The organism is Ruegeria sp. AH3 (assembly GCF_056536265.1).
The window spans coordinates 548,153-571,512 of sequence record NZ_JBQFJL010000001.1 but is presented as its reverse complement, the minus strand read 5'-3'; the positions used below and the strand labels follow the sequence as shown (position 1 = coordinate 571,512).

Below are 23,360 nucleotides of genomic sequence, written 5' to 3'. Positions count from 1 at the left end.
TCAGAAAACCCCACTCTAACGGAAAGCGTAGCAGAATTTGAAGCCCTTCAAGCGCTGATTTCCACAGCCTTCTAGCCAATCGTGGTATTGAACGTTCCGGGCAACGTGACTTCGAGCAATTCGATATCGTCGGAAGGTTCGGACAGGCGAGTGCGCATGCCGGGCGGGATCACGAAGGCATCACCCTGTTCCAACCGATGGGGTTCGCGCCCCTCGCCCTCCAACGTGACCTCGCCATTCATGACGAAGGTAAAGTGAATATCCGTATCATGGCTGGCCCATTCCGGCACGCCTTGCCCTCGGCGTACGACCTGAACACCGGCCACCCTCTTGGTGTTCTCGGCAATTGTCGTGTCGCGACAAATATAGCCCGGCAGGCGGAAGGGACCCCATTCGGCGTCTTTGGCCTGATTGTAGACGAAACGCTGCCCTTGCCATTCTCGATCTGGGCGATACTGCGACGTCGGAAGCTCCATCTGATGGTCGATTTCGGTCACGTGTTCGGCGGGCACGCCGATCTCGATCACCTGAACATTATCAGACGCCTCAAGCACCCGGTGGCGAATTTCCGGCGGCTGGATAAAGCAATCTCCTGCGGTCAGACGCATCTTGTCGCCCTGATCCTCATAGACCACATCGACCCAGCCATGGATGCAGAAGATCAGCTGAAATCCGACCTTATGGAAATGCACCATATCCGGCACCGGTCCGCCATCGGGAATGCGGATATGGCTGGCGATGATCGATCCGCCCAACCGGTCCGGCACCAGATCGCGGTAGTGCATCCCGGCGCGTCCGATGATCCAGGGTGCCTGGTCCTTCAGCCTGCGCACCACGAAGGAATGTATCGTGTCGGGCATCACCATCGGAGGGTTCAATGCCTCAATCTCAACCCGCGTGCCATTCGGAGCGACAAGACTGCGCTGACCATCGGCAAAGCCGTCCGGGTCGTTTGTGAGAATGCGCAGAGTACCTGCGGCCTCTGGCGCATCCTTTTCAACCCGCAGCCGCAGCCCATGGCCCGAAAATACCGCGATCCGTGGGTCATCGGCCGGATAGATCATATCCATCCGCATCCCAAGAACTTTGGTGTAAAACGGGATATCGTTCCGTAATTCCTGGGTCGGCAGGCGAATTTCAGCGCGCGTCTGGCTTTCGGTGGAGGTCATTAGCTGTCTCTTCAGTCTTCGATTTTGGCCATCCGATCAGAACAGCGGCCAAAATGCCAACCGAAAAGTACATCTCGAGCGTTTCTTCGAGAGCAAACAACCGCGCGGCCATCGTGACCGAAAGGCTGGCCTCGAAAAAACCACTTACTTCCTCCAGAAGCTGAGCGATCACGGCCACGCTTCCGGCGCCCAAAAACACCAGCATGAACGGAGCGCGGAGCTTGATCGCCCTCCAGGCGTCGGGGATGCCATGCCATACGGCCCCGCCTATGACGACCAACGCCAGCGCGACCCGCACTGCGGTCAGGTCCAGTATCGTATCAAAACTGTTTAGCACCATGAAAGGCAGGCTGTTTTCGGCATAGATATCAGCTTCAAGCTCTCGTTCCGCCAAAAGCAGACAGACGAGCCCGATATACATCCGCGCCAGTCCGCGATACCGGATCAACGCCACCAGCCCCGCCATGAACAAGGCCGCCGCCGAAAGGGTCTCAATCAAACCGCCTTCCTGGTTGAAAGTGGCGGCCTGCTGTGGCCAGATCGCGACTGCACACAGGAACACGGCAGCCACAGACAGCGCCAAGCCAAGTGGAAACCAGCCTGTGCCAGACGTGGAATAGGTGTGAGTGCCAACCGGCACGCTGCGGTGATCGTCTTTGTAGCTCATGCTCGAAGCCCTGCCGCCTGCGAAACTAGTAATATTCTGGCGAATTGGCCGTATGTAAAGGATTTGTGACAAAGTACAACAAACGTCTCTGTGAGGTGTGGAAGTGACGCAACGTAGCCAAGCCCGAAAAAATAGTTTAACGATCAAACAAATTCTGGAACGGAGTTAAATCGCCGATGTCTGACACACCCAGCCTGCGGCAGGCCGCCCTTGACTATCACGCCCATCCAAAGCCCGGAAAGCTTGAGATCAAAGCCACCAAACCTATGGCGAATGGCCGCGATCTTGCGCGCGCCTACTCGCCGGGTGTGGCTGAGGCCAGCCTTGAAATTAAGGACGATGCGGCAAATGCCGAGAAGTACACCGCGCGCGGCAACCTCGTCGCTGTGGTGTCCAATGGCACAGCGGTTCTGGGATTGGGCAATATCGGCGCGCTGGCTTCGAAACCGGTGATGGAAGGCAAGGCGGTTCTGTTCAAAAAGTTCGCCGGGATCGATTGCTTCGACATCGAAGTGGACCAACCCGACCCCGAGAAACTGGCCGATATCGTCTGCGCGCTCGAGCCCACCTTCGGTGCCATCAACCTTGAAGACATCAAGGCCCCCGATTGCTTCATCGTCGAAAAACTCTGCCGCGAACGGATGAACATCCCCGTTTTCCACGACGATCAACACGGCACCGCCATCGTTGTCGGCGCTGCGGCGAAGAACGCCCTGCATGTCGCAGGCAAGAGGTTCGAGGATATCAAGATCGTCTCGACCGGGGGTGGTGCTGCCGGGATTGCCTGCCTCAGCATGCTGGTCAAGCTGGGTGTTAAGCGCGAGAATATCTGGCTGTGTGACATTCATGGGCTGGTCTATGAAGGCCGCACCGAGGATATGAACCCGCATAAGGACCAGTTCGCGCAGAAAACCGATCTGCGTACACTGGACGATGTGATCGGAGGGGCCGACCTGTTTCTTGGGCTCAGCGGGCCGAATGTGCTCAAACCCGAGATGGTCGAGAAGATGGCGAAGACGCCGATCATCTTTGCGCTGGCCAACCCAACGCCCGAAATCCTGCCGCAAGCCGCGCGAGAGGTCGCACCCGATGCGATCATCGCGACGGGCCGCAGCGACTTCCCGAACCAGGTGAACAATGTCCTGTGTTTTCCGTTCATCTTCCGTGGCGCGTTGGATGTTGGCGCGACCGAGATCAATGACGCCATGCAGATCGCCTGTGTCGACGGCATCGCTGAGATGGCGCGGGCGACCACCAGTGCCGAAGCCGCTGCGGCCTACAAAGGCGAACAACTGACTTTCGGACCAGATTATCTGATTCCAAAGCCCTTTGACCCGCGTTTGGTGGGCGTTGTGTCTTCATCTGTCGCAAAGGCGGCGATGGAGAGCGGTGTTGCCAAACGCCCCATCGACGACCTTGAGACTTATAAAGAGCGTCTGAACCAAACCGTCTTCAAATCGGCTCTGCTGATGCGACCGGTGTTCGAAGCTGCTGCTGCCGCCTCGCGCCGGATCGTCTTTGCCGAGGGCGAGGACGAGCGCGTGCTGCGTGCAGCCCAGGCTATTCTTGAGGAGACCACTGAAACCCCGATCCTGATCGGCCGTCCGGATGTGATCAACGCACGCTGCGAGCGATTGGGTTTGACCGTGCGTCCTGGCCAGGATTTCCAGATTGTGAACCCGCAAGATGACCCGAGATACTACGACTATTGGAATTCATACCATCAGATCATGCAGCGACGGGGCGTGACGCCCGATCTGGCCAAGGCCATCATGCGCACCAACAACACAGCCATCGCGGCGATCATGGTGCATCGCGGAGAAGCTGACAGCATGATCTGCGGCACATTCGGCGAGTATCGTTGGCATCTGAATTATGTCCAACAGGTCCTGGATGAAGGGGACCTGCGCCCACACGGGGCGCTGTCGCTGATGATCCTCGAAGACGGTCCTCTGTTCATCGCGGATACGCATGTTCGGCAACTACCAACTCCTGAAGAATTGGCCGAAACAACATTGGGCGCAGCGCGTCACGTCCGACGTTTTGGATTGGAACCAAAGATCGCGTTCTGTTCGCAATCGCAATTCGGCAATCAGGCCGAAGGCTCGGGCAAGCGACTGCGGGCGGCACTGGAAATCCTCGATTCCGAACCGCGTGATTTCACCTATGAAGGCGAAATGAACCTGGATGTGGCGTTGGACCCCGAATTGCGTTCGCGGATATTCCCCAGTTCGCGATTGGAAGGACCTGCAAACGTTTTGATCTTTGCCCACGCGGATGCGGCGAGCGGCGTGCGCAATATCCTGAAGATGAAAGCGGACGGGCTTGAGGTTGGGCCGATCCTGATGGGGATGGGGAATAAAGCGCATATCGTGACCCCATCAATCACCGCTCGCGGATTGCTGAACATGGCTGCGATTGCGGGAACGCCAGTGGCCCATTATGGGTAGAGCAGCATCGGCATAACTCTAAGATAACCCCGGGCGCCCATACAGGCGCTCGGCGCGATTCTGTAGGCGCGATGGTTTTTTGCACTCAAAGATTTGCAGCTTTGCAAAATCCCGCATCAGATGCTGCAAACAACCCTTCCGCCAGTGTATTTGCAAAAGTTTGCAGCCAAAACAGAAAGATTCTGCAAATATTTTGCGATAAACTGACGCGCCGTTGTTTGCATCGCTTGTCGCCTTTGCATCGAACCCCTTACACAAAGCGCAAGGAGATTTGGAGGAGGCCATCATGGCGTACAAAGACGTTTACGAGAGTTGGAAATCCGACCCCGACGCTTTCTGGATGGAAGCCGCAAAAGGGATCGACTGGGTTCAGGCCCCCAGCAAGGCCCTGTTTGACGACAATGCGCCTTTGTACGAATGGTTCAGCGACGCCAAGGTGAACACCTGTTGGAACGCGGTAGACCGGCATGTCGAGAATGGCCGGGGCGAACAGACAGCCATCATCTATGACAGTCCGATCACCCACACCAAACGCGAAATCTCATATGTCGAGCTGCGTAACCGTGTCGCCAACCTCGCCGGTGCATTGCGGGCCAAGGGTGTTGAGAAAGGTGACCGGGTCATCATCTATATGCCGATGATCCCCGAAGCGCTGGAGGCGATGTTGGCCTGCGCCCGTCTGGGTGCGGTGCATTCGGTTGTGTTTGGCGGTTTTGCCAGCAACGAACTGGCGGTGCGCATCGACGACGCGAAACCCAAAGCGATCATCGCAGCCTCCTGCGGGATGGAGCCGGGTCGCGTTGTGCACTATAAACCCCTGCTGGACGGCGCCATCGATCTTGCCAGCCACAAGCCCGACTTCTGCGTGATCTTCCAGCGCGAACAGGAGGTTGCGCAGCTGATCGAGGGGCGCGATGTGAACTGGCACGGGTTCCAATACGGAACCGAGCCTGCAGAATGTGTACCCGTCAGCGGCAACGATCCGGCCTATATCCTCTATACCTCTGGCACGACCGGAGCCCCCAAAGGCGTGGTGCGTCCAACAGCGGGCCACCTGGTTGCGCTGAACTGGACGATGAAGAACATCTATAATGTCGACCCCGGTGATGTTTTCTGGGCGGCCTCGGATGTGGGTTGGGTCGTTGGGCATTCCTATATCTGCTACGCCCCGCTGATCCACGGAAACACCACCATCGTGTTCGAAGGCAAACCCGTCGGCACACCCGACGCCGGCACGTTCTGGCGCGTGATTTCCGAACATAAGGTCAAAAGCTTCTTCACCGCACCCACCGCGATCCGCGCCGTCAAGCGCGAGGATCCCAAGGCCGAGATGATGGCGCAATACGATCTGTCGTGTCTGAAAGCCCTATATCTTGCGGGCGAACGTGCCGATCCCGACACGATCATCTGGGCACAGGATGCATTGAAGGTTCCGGTTATCGATCACTGGTGGCAGACCGAGACCGGTTGGGCCATTGCCGGAAACCCGCTGGGGATCGAGGAATTGCCGGTCAAGCTCGGCTCGCCCGCGAAACCGATGCCGGGCTATGACGTCCAAATTCTGGACGAAGGCGGCCATCCGATGAAACCCGGTGAGTTGGGCGCAATCGCTGTCAAACTGCCCTTGCCTCCGGGTACGTTGCCGACGCTTTGGAACGCGGAGGCGCGGTTCAAGAAATCCTATCTGGAGCATTTCCCAGGTTATTATGAAACCGGCGATGCAGGGATGATTGATGAGGATGGATACCTCTACATCATGGCCCGGACCGATGACGTGATCAACGTCGCGGGCCATCGTCTGTCGACGGGCGGGATGGAAGAGGTTCTGGCTGCCCATCCCGATGTTGCTGAATGCGCCGTGATCGGGGTTTCAGACCAGTTGAAAGGGCAAATGCCGGTTGGGTTCCTGTGCCTCAACGCAGGTTCGGACCGGAACCACGATGACGTGGTGGCCGATGTGGTCAAGATGGTCCGTGACAAGATTGGCCCCGTCGCAGCGTTCAAGAAAGCGGTGGTGGTGGATCGTCTGCCCAAGACACGTTCCGGCAAGATCTTGCGTGGGACGATGGTGTCGATCGCGGATGGCAAGGACTACAAGATGCCGGCCACGATCGATGATCCGGCTATCCTGGACGAAATCACCTCGGCCCTGCGGACCATTGGCTACGCGCCGTAAATAATCAGCAAACCAAAGGTGCGCCTTACGGCGCGCCCTGTTTGCGCTGACGCGCCAGTGCGAGGCTCCGCCTCGCGCTCCGAGATATTTTGGGCCAGATGAAGGGCGGAGCCATTTTGTGGGAGCGGGTCTTGTCATTGGCTGTTCGTCGCCTCAGGTTGAGGCGAGGAGGACGAGCATGGCAAATGGCAACATCTGGCGTCTTGGTGCAACCGAACTGACTGCGCTAACGCGAACAGGCGATCTAAGCGCGGAAGAGGTTATTCAGGACGCCTTGGCGCGGATGCATCAGGTAAATCCCGCGCTGAATGCGGTAGTGGAGGACCTTGGTACGGAAGCCTTGGAGCGCGCCCGCGCGCTTGATCAGGCGCGAGATGGCGGCGCTCCGGTTGGGCCTTTGCATGGTGTTCCGGTTACCATCAAGGTCAATGTCGATCAGAAGGGACACTCCACCAACAACGGGGTAACTGCCCTGAAGGATGTAGTCGCCCCCGATGACGCGCCTGTGGTTTCGAACCTTCAAAACGCCGGAGCCGTCGTGATTGGGCGGACCAATACACCCGAGTTTTCCTTTCGCGCCGACACGGACAACCCTCTTTATGGGCGGACGCATAATCCCTGGGGAAGCCATATCTCGCCGGGCGGCTCATCAGGCGGCGCCGGGGCTGCTGTTATGGCCGGGATAGGGGCGCTGGGACATGGCAATGACATCGGTGGCAGCCTGCGATTCCCTGCCGCGGCCAATGGTGCCGTCACCGTCAAACCCGGCCTCGGACGTGTGCCTGCGTGGAACCCGAGCCAGAAAGTGGAACGTGGATTGCTTGCTCAGTCCATGTCGGTGCAGGGGGTGATCACGCGATCGGCGGCAGATCTGCATTTGTCGATGCCTTCTCTGATCGCAGCGGATCCTCGCGATCCCTTCCATGTGCCGATGCCCTGGCACGGGGCGCGGCTCGAAGAGCCAATAAAGGTTGCCTATACCAAGAACACATTTGGCTACGACTTGCATCCCGAGGTGGCAAAGGCGCTGGACACCGCACGGGAGGCCCTGAGCGATGCGGGCTATGCAGTGACCGAGATTGATCCGCCCGATGTGTTTGAATGCGGGCGTTTGGGTTATCGCGCCCTGATGGGCGAAGTGCTGACCCTGATGAAGGGTGACATAGAGGCTGCGGGCTCAGAGACCATTCGTGAGATTTTTGAGGTCTATTTTCAGGAATTTCCGCCGATTGTCGGAACCGAGCTGATACATGCGCTGGCGCAACGCACCCACTACGCGCGCGAATGGTCGCTGTTCATGCAGGATTATCCGCTGATACTGTCCCCGTTCCTGCCGCAGCCCTTCTTCAAACCCGACCGGGACACCGAAGGAGCAGAAGGAGTGCATGAGGTGTTGGGCTGCGCGGTTTATTCCTATGCGATGAACTTCCTCGGCCTGCCTGCCGCGAGCGTGCCTGCGCGACTGGCAGAGCTACCAAACGGACCACAGCCGATCAACGTACAAGTCACCGCGCAACGTTGGCGCGAGGATATGGCCGTCGACGCCGCTGCTGCCATCGAAGAGCGTGTTGGGCAAATGGCTCCGATTCTGTGGGACAGGATGGCAGCGCATGTCTGAGGGAGTTCTCGAAGTAAATAGACCCCGGGGTTTTGTGCCCGGGGTCCGCATACTAAAATATGCCCGGAGATCTGATGACGAGCGTAGCACCACCCACCCTCGCCAGCGCATAAAACACGCAATCATTCGAAAACACCGTTAGGTGGCCACTCACTTCCACCTTGGCGTGATCTCCGAGTAAATTAAAATTAACAAAGGATAAGCCCCTCGCATGTGAACTGGTTCACACAACAGAGAGGAAATCGAGAATATCGATCACGATTACGTGAACTGCTCTGAGATCAATCGCTCTTCCAGACCGTGCCCCGGGTCGAACAGGATACGGTGCTGGACGCTGGGTTCGGAGCTGATCTCGACCCAGTCAATATCGGGGAAGGCTATCGAATCAGCCGCGACAATGACCGGGCGCTTGTCAGCCTCGATCACTTCGAATCTGACCCGTGCCATTTTTGGCAGAAGTGCCCCGCGCCAGCGACGAGGACGAAATGCAGCGATCGGCGTCAGCGCCAATACATCCGCGCCAATCGGAACAATTGGTCCATGGGCCGAGTAGTTATAGGCTGTGGACCCGGCAGGTGTGGACAAAAGCGCCCCGTCGCAAACAAGCTCGGCCATGCGCACCCGTCCATCGACACTGATCTTCAGGCGGGCCGCCTGCGGGCCGGCGCGCAGCAGAGAGACCTCGTTAATGGCGAGCGCCTCATGTTGCTTACCGGACTGATCCATCGCGGTCATGCTGAGTGGATTGATCACCTCTTCTTCGGCCTCGGCGAGGCGCGCCATCAGGTCGGTTTCGGCATATTCATTCATCAAGAATCCGATGGTGCCGCGGTTCATTCCGTAAACCGGTGTGTCGAGGTGCTGAATCCCATTCAGTGTATGCAGCATGAACCCGTCGCCGCCCAGCGCCACGACCACATCTGCGTCTCTTGGCGCCGCGTTGCCATACCGAGCCACCAAAGCGTCGCGGGCGGTTTGCGCCACTTTGGCGTCGCTGGCCAGGAAGGCGATTCTTTTGGTCATGGTTTGCGGTTTCCAGTGCTGCACATTTGGTTCCGAAACAAACATACCTTTCCGCGTTACGCCAGAGTTGACGCCATAGCGGGCCAATTCGTCGCTTTACAACCTTTCTCGACCGTTCGGTTTCCGATAGGAAATCCGCCAGATAAACCCCAGCCCTGTGGAGCCATTATGAACGCCAACCTTCGTGATACCGGTTTCTTTACCCAGTCCCTTGCGGATCGTGACCCCGAGCTGTTTGGCTCGATCACATCCGAACTGGGCCGTCAGCGCGACGAGATCGAGCTGATCGCGTCCGAGAACATCGTCTCTGCCGCCGTGATGGAGGCGCAGGGCTCGGTGATGACCAACAAATATGCCGAAGGGTATCCGGGCCGCCGCTACTATGGCGGCTGCCAGTTCGTCGATATCGCCGAGAACCTGGCCATCGACCGCGCCAAGCAGCTGTTTGGTTGTGAGTTCGCCAATGTCCAGCCAAACTCGGGTTCGCAAGCGAACCAGGGCGTGTTTCAGGCGCTGATCAAACCCGGCGACACCATTCTGGGCATGTCGCTGGACGCAGGCGGTCACCTGACCCACGGTGCACGTCCGAACCAGTCGGGCAAGTGGTTCAACGCCGTACAATATGGCGTGCGCCAGCAAGACAACATGCTGGATTACGATCAGGTCGAGGCGCTGGCGAAAGAGCATCAGCCCAAACTGATCATCGCCGGTGGTTCGGCCATCCCGCGCCAGATCGACTTTGCCCGCATGCGTGAGATTGCGGATATGGTCGGCGCGTATCTGCATGTGGACATGGCGCATTTCGCCGGTCTGGTTGCAGCAGGCGAGCACCCCTCGCCCTTCCCGCACGCACATGTGGCAACCACCACAACGCACAAGACCCTGCGCGGCCCGCGCGGCGGCATGATCCTGACCAACGATGAGGATATCGCCAAGAAAGTGAACTCGGCGATCTTCCCCGGCATTCAGGGTGGCCCGCTGATGCACGTGATCGCGGCCAAGGCCGTGGCCTTTGGCGAGGCGCTGCAGCCTGCCTTCAAGGACTACATCAAGCAGGTTGTCGTCAACTCGCAGGCATTGTCGGATCAGTTGATCAAAGGCGGCTTGGATACGGTGACCCACGGCACCGACACTCATGTCGTTCTGGTCGACCTGCGCCCCAAAGGCGTCAAGGGCAACGCAACCGAGAAAGCCCTGGGTCGTGCCCATATCACCTGCAACAAGAACGGCGTGCCGTTTGACCCCGAAAAGCCGACCATCACCAGCGGCATCCGTCTGGGTTCGCCCGCCGGAACCACGCGCGGCTTTGGTGAGACGGAATTCCGCCAGATCGCGGACTGGATCATCGAGGTTGTGGACGGTCTGGCCGCCAACGGTGAAGACGGCAACGCCGCCGTCGAAGCCAAGGTGAAGGCAGAAGTCGCCGAACTGTGCGCGCGCTTCCCGATTTATCCAAACCTCTGATCCCACGCAGGTTCTGAAACAGAAAACGGCGCCTCAATGGGCGCCGTTTTTCTTTGGGTTGGAACCGGTTCAGATGAATCCGCGCCAGCGCAATACGACAATCGTCAGCGCCGCCAGCGCGATCAGGCCCAGTGCCAGCGAGCCCAGAAAACTCAGAAACCAGCCCCAGCGCCGATCCGCCAGATTGATCGCGTTCAGATGGGTCTGCACGTCATCCGACGCTTTCTCGAGCTTTGGCATATCCAAAACCATCCTAAGCTTCGGGTGTTCAGCCATCTGTTCGGCGCGGGCCAGCACCATCGCCTGCTTGTAGACCTTGCGCGGCAAACGACGCTTCGCCCGCCGAACCGAGGCAATCAGGGTCTTGTCCTTCACCCCAAGCTTTCTGCGCAGCAAACGAATGGTCTGCGCGATCTGGGTCTGGATATCGGTTTCCTGCGTCATCTGCGCCTCCTGACGGGGCAATTTAACCTTGTGCCACGCGGGCGACAATGGGGCTGGTTGTTCTGCCCGGCGACGCGTATCACAGGGGCATGCTGAATACGATCATCCATGGCGACCCGACCGATCACCCGCCCCTGCTGATTGCGCATGGCCTATATGGCTCGGCGCGCAACTGGGGGGTAATTGCGCGGCGACTCTCGGACGAACGGCAGGTGATTGCGGTGGACATGCGCAATCATGCCTACAGCTTTTGGGACGCCCAACATGGCTATCCTCAACTGGCACAGGATCTGGCCGAGGTGATCGACAGCGTCGGAGGCACCGCCGACATTGTCGGGCATTCCATGGGCGGGAAGGCCTCGATGATGCTCGCCTTGGAACATGGTGAACTGGTGCGTAAACTGGTCGTTGCGGACATAGCGCCCGTCACATACGGCCACAGTCAGATCCAGTTCATTGAGGCAATGCGAGCGGTCGACATGTCCCGCGTTCAACGCCGCTCGGACGCCGAAGCACAGCTGGCCGATCTCGGCGTGGAAAAGTCCCTGCAGAGCTTCTTTACGCAATCTTTGGATGTCGAAGGCGGACGCTGGCGGCTGAACCTGGACGTTCTCGCCGGCGAAATGCCCAAGATCATGAGCTTTCCTGAGATTTCAAGCAGCTGGAATGGCCCTGCCCTGTTCCTGTCCGGCGCAGCCTCGGATTATGTGTTGCCCGAACACCGTGACCGGATTCGCGCCCTGTTCCCTGCTGCCCGGTTCGCAAAAGTTCCCGGCGCAGGTCACTGGCTGCACGCCGAGAAACCCCGCGAATTCGAAGCCGCCGTCAGAACCTTCCTGAACGCCTGATCAACCGCCCGTGTAAAGACGCTTGGCCACCAGCCACGACACGGGCGCAGCCACAACCGCCCCCGCTACTGCGGCAGAGATAATGGCCATCGCCGTCACCATTCCAGCCGCCAATACGGCGATGACGGCGCTGCCTGCAAGGGCAGTGGCAATCAGAGAATAGAGCATGGTTGCAAGGCGTAGCATGGCCTGTCGTCCTGTTTGTGAATATCTGCGTTTCACATTATAGCGACAGAATGTGTTCTACTTTGACCTGTATCAGATCAGGGTGCTACATCCCCGGATCAATCGGCTCGACAATATCGCCGCCGCCATTCACCCAGTCCGTGAACCCGCCCAGATTATAGACCTGCTCGTACCCCATGTCCTTCAGCAACTTCCCAGCCAGCGACGCTCGACCGCCCGAGGCGCAATGTAGGATAATGGTGCGGTCCTTGCGCAGTTCAGGGTCATAGGATGGCAGTTCTAGGTCAGCGCGAAATTCCAGCATTCCACGCGGAATGTGATGAGAGCCAGCGGCGCGACCCACCTTCTCCAATTCGGGCGCATCGCGGATGTCCAACAACAGCGCACCTTGTGCCAGAAGCTCTTGCGCCCTGCCCGCATCAATGCGTTCGACCACGGCATTCGCGGCCTCTACCATCTCTTTGACTGTCAAAGGCATCGCTACATCTCCTGCGAATTGAGTTCGCAGGAAACTAACATGCGAAATCTGGAAGATGTAGCCGTTATGCAGCGATAGTGATCATGTTAGTGTTCCCGGAAGGCACGTGACATGCTGTCGACCACCGGCTTGGCAATATAGGCGGCAAAGGTACGTTCTTCGGTCTGGATCATGATCTCGGCGGGCATTCCCGGTGTGGGTATGAAACCACGCACGCGGCTCATCTCGTCGGTACTCAACGTGATACGGGCCAGATAAACCTCTTGCGGCATTCCGGCGGAGTCCTCGACCACAGAGTCGGCCGAGACATAATACACCTCGCCCTCAAGAACAGGTGTGGTGCGCTGATTGAGCGCCACCAGACGCACAGTTGCGATTTGGCCGGTTACAACACTGTCGATCTCGGTGCGCGGGATTTGCGCCTCGATGATAAGCGGGGCATCGGCGGGCAGGATTTCCGCGATCTGCTCGCCGGTTTCGATCACACCGCCGGGCGTGTGATGATGCAGACGTACGACAGTCCCAGTCACCGGCGCCCGCACGACGGCGCGATCCAGAACACTGCGGGCCTGCCGCGCCTTTTCACGTACACTTTCAAGATCAGCTTCAATTACGCCAAGCTCGTCCAATGCCGCTTCGCGGTAGGCCGAGCGGGTGCGTAGAATCTGCTCTTCGTATTTTAGCAACATCTGGTTGACCTCAGCCGTTTCGGCCTGCAGGCGGGCCAACTGCCCCTCTGCTTCAGCCTGCACACGGCGAATTGTGTTCAGGTCGCCTTTGCGCACCAATCCCTTTTCGAACAGCGCATATTTCGTGTCGTATTCTTCCTGAAGAATATCAGAGCGCCGTTGCATGCTGGTCAATTGCGCCTCGAACCCGGTGGCGCGAATCCTGAGCGCCTCCATGTTCCGCTGCAGCAACGCGATATCGTTCAGCAACGTCTTGCGCGAGACATTGAAACTGAGTTTTTGGTTGTCGAGGATGGTCATGACCTCGACATCATCCGATGCTTTGACCAGATCGGGGGAGAAAATCAGGTTTTCCTGCTCGCTATGCTCGGCCAGCAGACGTTCTGTCATGGCCTGCAGGCGGATTTTGCGGATGAACAGCTCGCGCTCATTGGCCGCCGCCGAGGTCTGGTCCAGCGTCATCATGATCTGACCGGCCTCGACCGCCTCGCCTTCGGTGACAAGGATGTTATCAATAATCCCGCCCTCAAGATGCTGCACGATCTTGTTGCGTCCCGTGGCGACAAAGCTGCCCTGCGCGATGACCGCCGCCGCAAGTGGGGCCCGGAAGGACCACACGCCAAAGCCGCCAAAGCAGACAACCAACATGATCAGGCCAATCACGATGAACTTGGTGATCGATCGCGGAACCTCAGAATACCAGAGGCTTGGGTCTTCCTTGCGGACTACCAGCTCGTTCATAACTTATCCCCCATTGCCCTGAATTTCAGGCGGCTGCTGTCGCGAGCTGTTCAGCTGCTGCAGAACCTGTTCGCGCTGACCAAACAGCGCCACACGGCCGTCTGTCAGCAGCATGATCTTGTCGACCACACTCAACAACGTCGGCTTTTGCGTAATAACGACAACAGTGATCTTGCTTTCCTTGGCTTGCTCGATTGCACGCGCCAGGGCCTTGTCGCCCGCGACGTCCAGGTTCGAGTTCGGCTCGTCCAGCACCACCAGTCGCGGATTGCCAAAGAACGCGCGCGCCAGCGCGATGCGCTGTTTCTGACCGCCCGACAACGGCGAACCATCGGCGGCAACGACCGTCTCATACCCCTGCGGCAGCGTCGCGATCATGTTGTGTACATCCGCCAGAACCGCGGCGTCATGGATCTGCTCATCCGTGGCATCATCACGCATGCGACCGATATTGTCCTTGATCGTGCCGGGGAACAGTTGAACGTCCTGCGGCAGATACCCGATGCTTTCACCGAACTGGCGTGGGTCCCAGTTGCGGATGTCCATCAGGTCCAGCCTCACACTTCCCGAGGTCGGTAGAATCGACCCCACCAGCGTCTTGCCAAGCGTGGTTTTACCCGCGCCGGAATTGCCGATGATCGCCAGAGTCTCTCCGGGGTTCAGCGCAAAGGTGATCCCATTCAAAACCACCCGCTTGGTGCCGCCGGGTACGTAAAGCAGACGTTCTACATCCAGTCGGCCTTCGGGACGCGGCAGGCGCAGTTTTTCGTATTGCAGGGCAGAACTGGACAGCAACGCCTTGATCCGGCCAAAGGCACCACGGGTCAGCAGGAAAGTGTTCCAGCCTTCAATCGAGCCCTCGATCGGAGCAAAGGCACGGCCTGCAATGATCGAGGCTGCGATGACCATGCCACCGGTGATCTCGCCTTGCAGGGCCAGAAACGCCCCCCACCCCAGGATGCCGATCTGCGTCAGCAGACGCACAGCCCGCGATATGGCAGCGAAGATCACATTGCGATCCTGCGCCTTGACCTGCCAGGTCAGCGATTGCGCCGTGTCACGGCCCCAGATGCGCACCGCCTCGGGGATCATCGCCAATGCATTGATGATCTGGCTGTTGCGCGACATCGAATCCAGATGCTGGTTGGCTAGCGACTGCGCCTGATTTGCCTTGGCAAAAGGTTTCGCCGTCATTTTCTGGTTGATCAGCGCAATAACCATCAGGATCAGAGCAGTGGTCACAACAATCATGCCAAGCTGCGGATGCACCAGAAAGATCATCAGGATGAACAGCGGTGCAAAAGGCACATCGAGGAATGAGATCAGTGTGCCTGAAACCAGAAATCCGCGCACTTGCTGCAGGTCACCCAACGTCTGATACTCGCGCCCGTTGCCATGCAGCGAGGCATGCGCCGCCGCGCTCAGCACCGGGGCGCCGAGCCGTGCCGCCACCTCGACCGCAGTGCGCATAAGCATGAACCGACGCACCGCATCGAAGGCAGCCTGAAAAATCACCGCCCCTGCGACGATCGCGGTCAACATGATCAACGTGTCCAACGAGCGGCTGGTCAGCACCCGGTCGCTGATCTGGAACAGATAGATCGGGATCGCCAGGATCAGGACGTTGGTGGCGCAGGTCAGCACCAGCACAAAGGCCAGATTGCGCCAGATCGCCTTCAATGAGGTGCGCAGGGTTTTCTGGAAATCCTCAGGCGGGGTTCGCTTGTGGAAGGTTTGGGGTGGCCCCTTGCCGTCTCCTCCGCCCTTGCTGGTGCGCATCAACGGTTCGTTCGCCTTCGCCTCGATCGTGGTGCCCATGCGGTCTTTGCCGTCCGATGGCGCAGAGGGGGTCATGCGCGCAGTCGAGTGATCGGCTTTCTCACGATCCGGGGCCTCCGGCTTGGCCACCCCAGTATCGCCGCCCACCGGATCCTGATCTTGCGCGGGCCGCGACGACGCACGCCGAAGGGGAGAGCCGACGCGCGATTGTGACATTGAATCTGACTGCTGCGCATGCCTCTGGCCGGTTTCATCCGGTTTCGAACTATTGTTGGGCGCCTCATCCTGAGGCACCTGATCTGAGGGCGGATCTGGTTCGTCCACATCACCAGTCATGGCTGCAGAACTGGGTCGGAAATCGGACAAACGCATCTCCTTGGTCAGACGCAACTTGGCCTCTGCCGCAGGCGCATCGGCCTTCAAGGGCTTTGTCACCCGCTCACAGTTTTCAGGAGCAAATGGGCGGCCGCCTCCGTGTCGGTCCAGCGGGCTGGCATAACGGGTTCGTCGCGACGAAAAAACGATCGACATATATAATAAACCTTTGGGTCACTCGTAATGTACAGAAAACTCAGGCCAACATGGTTTGCAGGCCATCCGAAGCATTCGCCATCTCGCTTGGCGTCAGATCATTGCCATTTGGCCCGATCTCAGCACCATGGCCCGGCATCCCCATCTCATCCATCAGGGCGGCAATCGCCTCATTGGTCATTTCAGAGATTTCCTCGTTTGTGGGCATGTCCATCAGGCTGGCCTGATGCAAGAGCAGATCCGAATATGATCCGTCCTGAGCCATCACCACCGAGTCGACCCCGGCCTTGGTTATGTTCGCCGCGTTCAGCAGAGCATTGCTGCCCGCGATCACCTCAGTCTCATCGGCGTTCGGGCCGCTCAGATGTACGTCATCCTGATCCGCGAGCATGGTCGACTGTTCCACAACGTTCAGCTGAACCAGTGAACCGTCCACCTTCAGGACACGCATCTGTTCCATCCCCGCAAACATCGGATCGTTCATCAGCGCATCTTCCAACGCTTCCATGTCCGATTCCTTCAGCGCCATGGCCTCAGCCATCGGCGCCTGCATCAGTTCATGGGTGTCTTCCCCTTCCGTGAGCAGTGAGACTTCGTTCATCACGAGGTTTTCATCCGAACCGCCCAGCGGTTCAGGCAGGCCGCCGGTCACAATGTCATCGTCCATCAGCACCAGCGTTTGAACGAATGCATCGACCGAGATCATGTCTCCGTCGATCATGACCAGATCATAGTAGCTGCCCAATTGCAGGATGTTGGTCACGTCGACCAATTCATTGTCGCCCATCGCGTATAGCGTGGTCGAGGCAGAGATCTCAGTTTCAATATGGTCGATATCTGTGGCATCGATCGTCTGTTTGACGAAATTCGCCACGATCAGATCACCGTGAATCCAATCGACGTGCACAAGACCCGGTGCACCCTCGCCGCCTTCCGAAACCCAATAGGCGGCGTTTCCTTCGACCTCAATCGATGAGGATTGCACGACTTTTGTACCGGATTCGCCCTTGGTACCTTCATCCATGTCAGAAACGACGGCGACCTGGCTGACCATGGTCAGTTCAATCGACTTACCGCCAACCGCAATGTAGGGCGCATCGACCCAGGCGACTGTGGCGGAAACTGCATTGATGGCCAGATTGCCACCTACAATCACTTCATGACCGTCGGAAAATTCCGGATTTGCATCCTGATCCCACTCTACCGGGTACGGATCGGGGGATGCGTCTTCTTCCTCGTCCTCTGGCTGATGATGTGCAGGCAGAAGATCCTCCCAAACCGGCGCTTCATTCACGTATTCGCCGTTGACGATCACGCCCATCGCGTCTTCGCCGTGGAATTGATAGACAACTGCGCCTTCGACATCAGCATAGACCGGAGCCAACATCTGTTCGGCCATGTCTTCGACATATTCGACCGAAAGGTAATCCGAGATTGCAAAGGAGAGGCTTGAGAAGGCGTGCAACGACATCGCGATCTCCATTGCCGCTTCGGCCAAAGCCGTCAGCTGCTCGGGATCGCGGAAGTCGCCTTCACCGACGACGTCGTTGTCGCGTAAAAAGATCGACTGGAACGTATAGGTCACAGCCGATCCGATCAGCTCGGTCACAAGCTGGGGTTCAAGAATGATAACGGCCTGAGCAGCCTCGGCCATTGCGGCATCAGGCAACGGTGAGCCGGGCGCAGGCGGTGGTGGCAGAGCGACCACTGTCTGAAGCGCCGGGCCCTCGACGTCAGGTGGCAACTCAGGATTAGGAGGAGGCGTGTTGATCAGATAGGACAGTGGGCCATACTTACCCGGATCCAGATCCAATTCCGCTTTGACTCTGATTTTGATGGGGTCTTCCAGTTCTTCCAGCTCGGCCTTGCGGCGCATCGCGGTGAACTCTTCGTACTGATCCCTCAGGCGGGCTTGCTCAATCGTAAGATCAAAAGTTCCAATAAAGTGTGCAATCTTTTCGGTAACACTATCGAATGACATTTCGATGACCCCTAACTCCGTCACCGGCAGGAAATTTCCGGCTCTGGATTTGCTGGGCCGAGGCCGCATCATGCGGCCCCGGCGTTTTCATTTGTGCGGGGGCCAGTAATGCGGCCCCCGAGACTTGCGCCTTACACGTCGGTGTCGTCGCTCGAGTAGCTCGAGGTCATCGAACCACCAACCATGGTCGTATCGACCGAGTTACCAAGCACGTTGGCACCCTGAACGATCGACTGGTTGAAGGCCGATGTGTCGACGACGGCCGCTGCAGAAGCATAGGACTCACCGTTGACGATACCGTCACCGCCGTTATCCGAACCCCAGCTGCCGGCGTTACCGCCTGCACCGCCAGCGCCGGAATAGGCACCCGAAGCTTCGCCACCGGTGTTTGTCGCACCTGTGGTTGCACCACCGGTCGAGGTACCCATGACGTCACCGCTGGTTCCGCCAGTTGCAGCGGCAGCACCACCTGCGCCACCTGCGCCAGATGTCGCGGTACCTGTTCCGCTACCGGTACCGGTCGATGTCGCGTCATTGTCGGACATGGCATCGCCACCGTATCCGGCAATCGCTTCGGCCAGGCTTTCTGCATAGCCGTCATTGGCTGCATCTGCCCAGGAGTCGGCCGCGCCACCGTTTCCGGCTTCGTTGGTCGCATCCGCAGATCCCGCACCGCTACCGGCCGAGCTTGCGTCCGGGTTGGCCGTTCCGCCGTCACCACCAGTACCTTCAGCGGTTGACGTACCGGTACCATCGGCATCAGCCGAACCGTTGGAATTGTTGGTGCCACCAGCACCACCAGATCCGTCCGGAGCTTGCCAGTTCGAGGTCATACCGTCGATATCGCCAGGTGTCTGCGCGATCACTGGTCCGGCTGCAGTCTGGTCACCAACGCCACTTGCGTCGGCATCCGCGTCGGCCTGACCGCCACCTTGGCCACCGTCACCGGAACCACCGGAACCGTTGCCACCGTCGCCGTCGCCGCCAGGACCGTTACCGCCGTCACCGGCACCACCAGATCCGTCACCGCCGGGTCCGTTTCCACCAGTACCGTTGGCATCACCTGTCGAAACACCAGCTGCGGCAGATTCTTCTTCGCCCTCTTCTTCTTCATCGCCGGGCTCTTCGACCAACGGCGCAACACGCAGGAATGGCAGGGTTTCTTCAATTACACCCGTGTTCCCACCGGTACCCGGACCACCTGATCCGTCACCACCAGGCCCATTTCCACCGTCGCCAGAACCACCGTTTCCGTTACCGCCGTCGCCCTGGCCGCCATCACCCTGGCCACCATTGCCGTTGCCACCGGACCCGTCATTGGCACCCAGCGCGCCTGCGCCTGCCAGTCCAAGACCGATATTGCCGCCAGCCGATGAATCATTGGCTTCGTTGGTACCTTCACTGGTGTTGTCGGCGTTACCGCTGGTTTGCGCGTCGCCATCTCCACCATCAGCATTACCGTTCGAAGCGTCGGTTCCCGCCAGTCCCAGACCAGCTGCAAGCGAACCAGAGGCGTTGTCGCCACCGCCCGCATCGCCTTCGGCATTAGATCCGGCAAGTCCCAGACCCAGACCCAGACCAATCGATCCGGCGTTACCACCTTCACCACCGGTGGATTCTGCATTGGAACCCGCTACTCCAAGATTGACTGCACCGGAATCGTTATCGGCGTTTCCACCGTTTCCGCCCGCGCTGTTGCCATCGGCATGCGCGCCCGACAATCCAAGACCAACGCTGGTATTATTGGCGTTACCAGAAGCGGCACCATTACCGCCGGATGCCGTACCATCGGCATGTCCGGAATGACCACCAAGGGCCAGTGAATGGCTGCCATTGGTGTCGCCATATGCGTCACCGCCATAGCTCATGCCGCCATCACCCGAGTCACCGCCGTCGGTATTTACGTCGATACCGTCTTCGGCATAGGCCTCACCGCCATTTGCGTCGCCGCTCTGGGTGAAGTCACCCGAGTTTTCTACGCTTGCAGTGCCCAGAGTGTCATTGTCGTTCAGACTCGCATACTGGCTGTTGATTGACGCGAAGTCGTTTCCGGGGCCGCTCAGATCGATATCGATGTTGATATCGTCGCCCGGATCATAATTCACATCGTCACCCGCGGTGATCACGTCACCAACATCGCCTTCTACATCTTTGATGTCGACGTCAACTTTGTCGTCATCACGCGGGATCCACTCACCGCCCGAGAAATCAATGTCGACCGATGCGTTGTTGTTGTTGGTGTTACTGTCGTCACCACCATTTGACTGCGAGTTGCTGTCGTTACCACCGTTGGTGTTACTGTCGTTGCCACCGTTGGTGTTGCTGTCGTTACCACCGTTGGTGTTGCTATCGTCGCCACCGTTGGTGTTGCTGTCATCACCTTGTTGCTGCTGCTGCTGTTGCTGCTGAGCGTTAATGTCTTCAACCGACAGTTCTACTTCTTCTTCTGACGATGGTTCATCTACAACAGGGTCCTGATCATCGATAATCTCTTGGACGTCCGCTACAGGAGCTAGTCTGCGTTCCATAATAAATTCCACTTTTACTGAAGCACCGGACCGCCATTCATCTACAAAGCGGCTACAGGCGCGGTTGAAACAGATTTCACGCACAGAGCGTCACAACGGACGCTTATGCGGCAGTTCTGGTCTTCTGTCTGGTCAGTCCCCCTTTCTCGGCCCAGCCGATTCCATGTCCACGGGGATGTCGTTGAAATAAACGGGCCGCAGGCATGCCAGGTTCAATGAAACTTCGCCAATTGAAGCAGGGTCATGTTTGCAGCGATGCGAGGGTGTGCATAGCTGGCCGAAAGCATTAAATGTGGCAACTCTTTGTTAAAAAAGTGGTTTTTTAAGAAACTGCCTTTAGAAAGGGCAAACCTTGTGGGGAATGAAGAACATTTTTGCACTTTGAAGAATTCACTGTTTTATTTCAGAAAGTTACAGACAAATTTCGAAACTCCGACCTGATCAAAAGTTCTATAACAGCGCCTCAATTTCCCGCGTTCCCTTGCTGAAATTCGTACTTTCAGCTATGATCAAATGATAATTTGACTATTTACGTTACCGTTTCGCGCCGGCTGAACCTGCACCCAATTTCAATTCCAGCGGCTGGCGCTTTTATTAGTGGGGGAAGGACAGTGAATATCTCATTGCAAGATGACTCACGTGGTCAGATTGAATACCCTGAAGAACTTTCGATCGCATTTATTGGCAAGGAACTGTTTTATTCCAACCAAACCCTGAGAAGTGTTCAGAACGAATTTGGCGTGCGCGCAGCACGCTACGAGAACCTGGATTCGCTCCTGGCGGAAAACGAAGCGAACTCGCCCGCCGAACGTATCATCGTCGTGGACCAGATGATGATAGAGGATCTCTTATCCCGCCCCGCCGAATATACAAAACTGGCCGAGGCCGGGTGTCTGGCTTTCGCCTATCGCAAGAAAAGCCCGGCCCGCTTTCTGTTCGAGCACTGGGACCGCGCGCGGTTTGGCAATATCGGATATCTACCGATGAATGTCGCCCCAGACGTATGGCGCGCAATTTTACGTCTGCTGATGCATGAAGAGTTACACCTGCCCTGTTTCCTGGCCGACAGCATGGCCGCCTTGCAAGACGCGGCAAATGCGCCGATCGAAAAGCAGCCTGCTACCCGGACCCGATCACCCGAGAAACTGCTGCTCTATGCCAAACTCACCCGCCGGGAAAAACAGGTGCTGAGACAGGTCGCTCAGGGCAAAAGCAACAAGGCCATCGCTGCCAAACTGGGTATAACCGAGCATACTGTGAAGCTGCATATGCATAACGTCTCGGGCAAGATCGACGTCAGCAACCGAACAGCTGCGGCGCATTTTTATTTCGAGGTCGCGCCCAATGAGGCGCGCAATGCCCCTGTTGGATGAAGCCTTCGAAACCCGGTTTGACCGGCTTATCCTTCTGGTGGGCCGGTTGAACTATATGTGGACGAACACGGAAAGCCTGCTGATCCATCTGATCGCGGGGTTGACCGGATCCAACAAGGACGTGGCCGTCATCATCTTTCTGACCCTGAACACGACTCGCGCCCGCATCGATCTTGTCGAGCGCCTAGCGAAGATGGAGGGCCGCCCCGCTGAAATACGCGATCCGATCCTCAAACATACCCAGCGCCTGTCGCGCCTGTCGTCGGTCCGGAACAAATACAATCACTGCATCTATTCGTTCGACCAGGAAAGCGGCAACCCCAAGACCATCCTGATGCGCATCGCCGACCGCAAGACCGATATCAAGCTGGGGCGCGAAGATACGGTGGATGACGAGGCCATGAAAGAGATCGAGGACGTGGTCGCACAACTCTCTACAGCGAACAATGACATCTGGAACCTGATCAAGCGACTCGGGTTCCCTGTCTGAGCATTACCGGCCATCAGATCCCCCATGGGCGTCACGAAAAAGAAGGGCGCGCTTTTGTACAGCGCGCCCAATAAAAAGGGAGGATTATGAAAAACATAACGTCCGAAACAAAAGAGACGTTCACTCGTTAACATCTCGTTTATGAAAGATTTTATTGAACCGATCAGTGATGCAGTTCACATCCACGGCATATTTTCTCACAAAAATGAAAATCGCACTCTAGGATGACGCCAGATGCAAAGCCGCTAGGATAACCTGACGCTTACTCGCACAAGGACATAATCAACTGCCAAAGATAAGGCAGGCTGGGCAATTCCAGAGTCCGATAAGCCAGCATGCTCACGGCCAACCCGATCAGACTAAAAGAGGTAACGAATACGGCCTGCAGGACGACGACCCAGGGATCGTAGGTTCGGAAGCATCGCTCCAGTTTGGAGCCAGCGATGATGTGGTCTGACAGCATTTTATCTGACTGCTCAATCTTGGTGCATGGTTCACTTTTGTTGATTGTATCCATCGAACTTTGACCCGGCTGCGACAGGAATAAGGCGATTTCACCCTAAGTCCGACCTCTGGCGCACCAAAGCCCGCCATGCAGTTCTGGGGCCATGTAAGCAAGAAACTGCACCATACGCGAAGCAGCGGCGGCTATCTGCCAACCTCGACCAGAGACTGCCATAAGGACAACCTCAATTTCAGTATTCAATCGTAGTTGCTAATGGGCC

Annotated in this window: 18 protein-coding genes; 7 read left to right on the top strand and 11 right to left on the bottom strand. The window is 57.7% G+C overall.

The window, feature by feature from the left end; genetic code table 11:
- Window positions 1-71: 71 nt before the first annotated feature.
- Window positions 72-1,169, bottom strand: coding sequence for a cupin domain-containing protein (locus ACR3EM_RS02760; RefSeq protein WP_480469291.1), 1,098 nt, complete (start codon window positions 1,167-1,169; stop codon window positions 72-74).
- Window positions 1,138-1,836: a hypothetical protein gene (locus tag ACR3EM_RS02755; protein ID WP_480469290.1), complete on the bottom strand. Its 699-nt coding sequence runs from the start codon at window positions 1,834-1,836 to the stop codon at window positions 1,138-1,140. The genes ACR3EM_RS02760 and ACR3EM_RS02755 overlap by 32 nt, the downstream gene beginning before the upstream one ends.
- Window positions 1,837-2,012: 176 nt before the next feature.
- On the opposite strand from ACR3EM_RS02755, the gene ACR3EM_RS02750 reads away from it, so the two are divergent.
- The 3 genes from ACR3EM_RS02750 to ACR3EM_RS02740 all read left to right on the top strand — a co-directional run bounded on the left by ACR3EM_RS02750 (window position 2,013) and on the right by ACR3EM_RS02740 (window position 8,080).
- Complete coding sequence (locus tag ACR3EM_RS02750; protein WP_480469289.1) at window positions 2,013-4,286, top strand: NADP-dependent malic enzyme; 2,274 nt, start codon at window positions 2,013-2,015, stop codon at window positions 4,284-4,286.
- Between the two features lie 286 nt (window positions 4,287-4,572).
- Complete coding sequence (gene prpE, locus ACR3EM_RS02745; RefSeq protein WP_480469288.1) at window positions 4,573-6,462, top strand: propionate-CoA ligase PrpE; 1,890 nt, start codon at window positions 4,573-4,575, stop codon at window positions 6,460-6,462.
- A 178-nt stretch (window positions 6,463-6,640) separates the two neighbouring features.
- A complete protein-coding gene (locus ACR3EM_RS02740) occupies window positions 6,641-8,080 on the top strand; it encodes an amidase family protein (protein ID WP_480469287.1) in 1,440 nt (479 codons plus the stop codon).
- 261 nt (window positions 8,081-8,341) lie between these two features.
- Here the strand turns inward: ACR3EM_RS02740 and ACR3EM_RS02735 are convergent, their stop codons facing one another.
- Window positions 8,342-9,103 (bottom strand): NAD kinase, encoded by a 762-nt coding sequence (locus ACR3EM_RS02735; RefSeq protein ID WP_480469286.1) that lies wholly within the window; start codon window positions 9,101-9,103, stop codon window positions 8,342-8,344.
- Window positions 9,104-9,271: 168 nt separating this feature from the next.
- Between ACR3EM_RS02735 and glyA the strand changes: the two genes are divergently transcribed.
- A complete protein-coding gene (glyA, locus tag ACR3EM_RS02730) occupies window positions 9,272-10,567 on the top strand; it encodes a serine hydroxymethyltransferase (protein WP_480469285.1) in 1,296 nt (431 codons plus the stop codon).
- Window positions 10,568-10,636: 69 nt separating this feature from the next.
- Here the strand turns inward: glyA and ACR3EM_RS02725 are convergent, their stop codons facing one another.
- Entirely contained in the window at window positions 10,637-11,011 is a 375-nt protein-coding gene (locus ACR3EM_RS02725; RefSeq protein ID WP_480469284.1) for a hypothetical protein, read from the bottom strand.
- Between the two features lie 47 nt (window positions 11,012-11,058).
- Between ACR3EM_RS02725 and ACR3EM_RS02720 the strand changes: the two genes are divergently transcribed.
- Complete coding sequence (locus ACR3EM_RS02720; protein ID WP_480469283.1) at window positions 11,059-11,859, top strand: alpha/beta fold hydrolase; 801 nt, start codon at window positions 11,059-11,061, stop codon at window positions 11,857-11,859.
- On the opposite strand, the gene ACR3EM_RS02715 is transcribed toward ACR3EM_RS02720, so the two are convergent.
- The 6 genes from ACR3EM_RS02715 to ACR3EM_RS02690 all read right to left on the bottom strand — a co-directional run bounded on the left by ACR3EM_RS02715 (window position 11,860) and on the right by ACR3EM_RS02690 (window position 20,772).
- A complete protein-coding gene (locus ACR3EM_RS02715) occupies window positions 11,860-12,045 on the bottom strand; it encodes a hypothetical protein (RefSeq protein WP_480469282.1) in 186 nt (61 codons plus the stop codon).
- 85 nt (window positions 12,046-12,130) lie between these two features.
- Complete coding sequence (locus ACR3EM_RS02710) at window positions 12,131-12,523, bottom strand: rhodanese-like domain-containing protein (RefSeq protein WP_480469281.1); 393 nt, start codon at window positions 12,521-12,523, stop codon at window positions 12,131-12,133.
- A gap of 86 nt (window positions 12,524-12,609) precedes the next feature.
- Window positions 12,610-13,953 (bottom strand): HlyD family type I secretion periplasmic adaptor subunit, encoded by a 1,344-nt coding sequence (locus tag ACR3EM_RS02705; RefSeq protein ID WP_480469280.1) that lies wholly within the window; start codon window positions 13,951-13,953, stop codon window positions 12,610-12,612.
- A 3-nt stretch (window positions 13,954-13,956) separates the two neighbouring features.
- Complete coding sequence (locus tag ACR3EM_RS02700) at window positions 13,957-16,263, bottom strand: type I secretion system permease/ATPase (RefSeq protein WP_480469279.1); 2,307 nt, start codon at window positions 16,261-16,263, stop codon at window positions 13,957-13,959.
- 40 nt (window positions 16,264-16,303) lie between these two features.
- Window positions 16,304-18,244 (bottom strand): type I secretion protein, encoded by a 1,941-nt coding sequence (locus tag ACR3EM_RS02695; protein ID WP_480469278.1) that lies wholly within the window; start codon window positions 18,242-18,244, stop codon window positions 16,304-16,306.
- Between the two features lie 131 nt (window positions 18,245-18,375).
- Complete coding sequence (locus ACR3EM_RS02690; protein WP_480469277.1) at window positions 18,376-20,772, bottom strand: beta strand repeat-containing protein; 2,397 nt, start codon at window positions 20,770-20,772, stop codon at window positions 18,376-18,378.
- Window positions 20,773-21,383: 611 nt separating this feature from the next.
- On the opposite strand from ACR3EM_RS02690, the gene ACR3EM_RS02685 reads away from it, so the two are divergent.
- Together ACR3EM_RS02685 and ACR3EM_RS02680 are read left to right on the top strand one after the other, a co-directional pair.
- The gene (locus ACR3EM_RS02685) at window positions 21,384-22,145 is read left to right on the top strand and encodes a helix-turn-helix transcriptional regulator (protein WP_480469276.1); all 762 of its coding nucleotides are present in this window, start codon (window positions 21,384-21,386) and stop codon (window positions 22,143-22,145) included.
- The gene (locus tag ACR3EM_RS02680) at window positions 22,129-22,635 is read left to right on the top strand and encodes a hypothetical protein (protein WP_480469275.1); all 507 of its coding nucleotides are present in this window, start codon (window positions 22,129-22,131) and stop codon (window positions 22,633-22,635) included. The genes ACR3EM_RS02685 and ACR3EM_RS02680 overlap by 17 nt, the downstream gene beginning before the upstream one ends.
- 262 nt (window positions 22,636-22,897) lie before the next feature.
- Here ACR3EM_RS02680 and ACR3EM_RS02675 read toward each other — a convergent pair whose 3' ends face one another.
- Entirely contained in the window at window positions 22,898-23,098 is a 201-nt protein-coding gene (locus ACR3EM_RS02675; protein ID WP_480469274.1) for a hypothetical protein, read from the bottom strand.
- Between the last annotated feature and the right edge of the window lie 262 nt (window positions 23,099-23,360).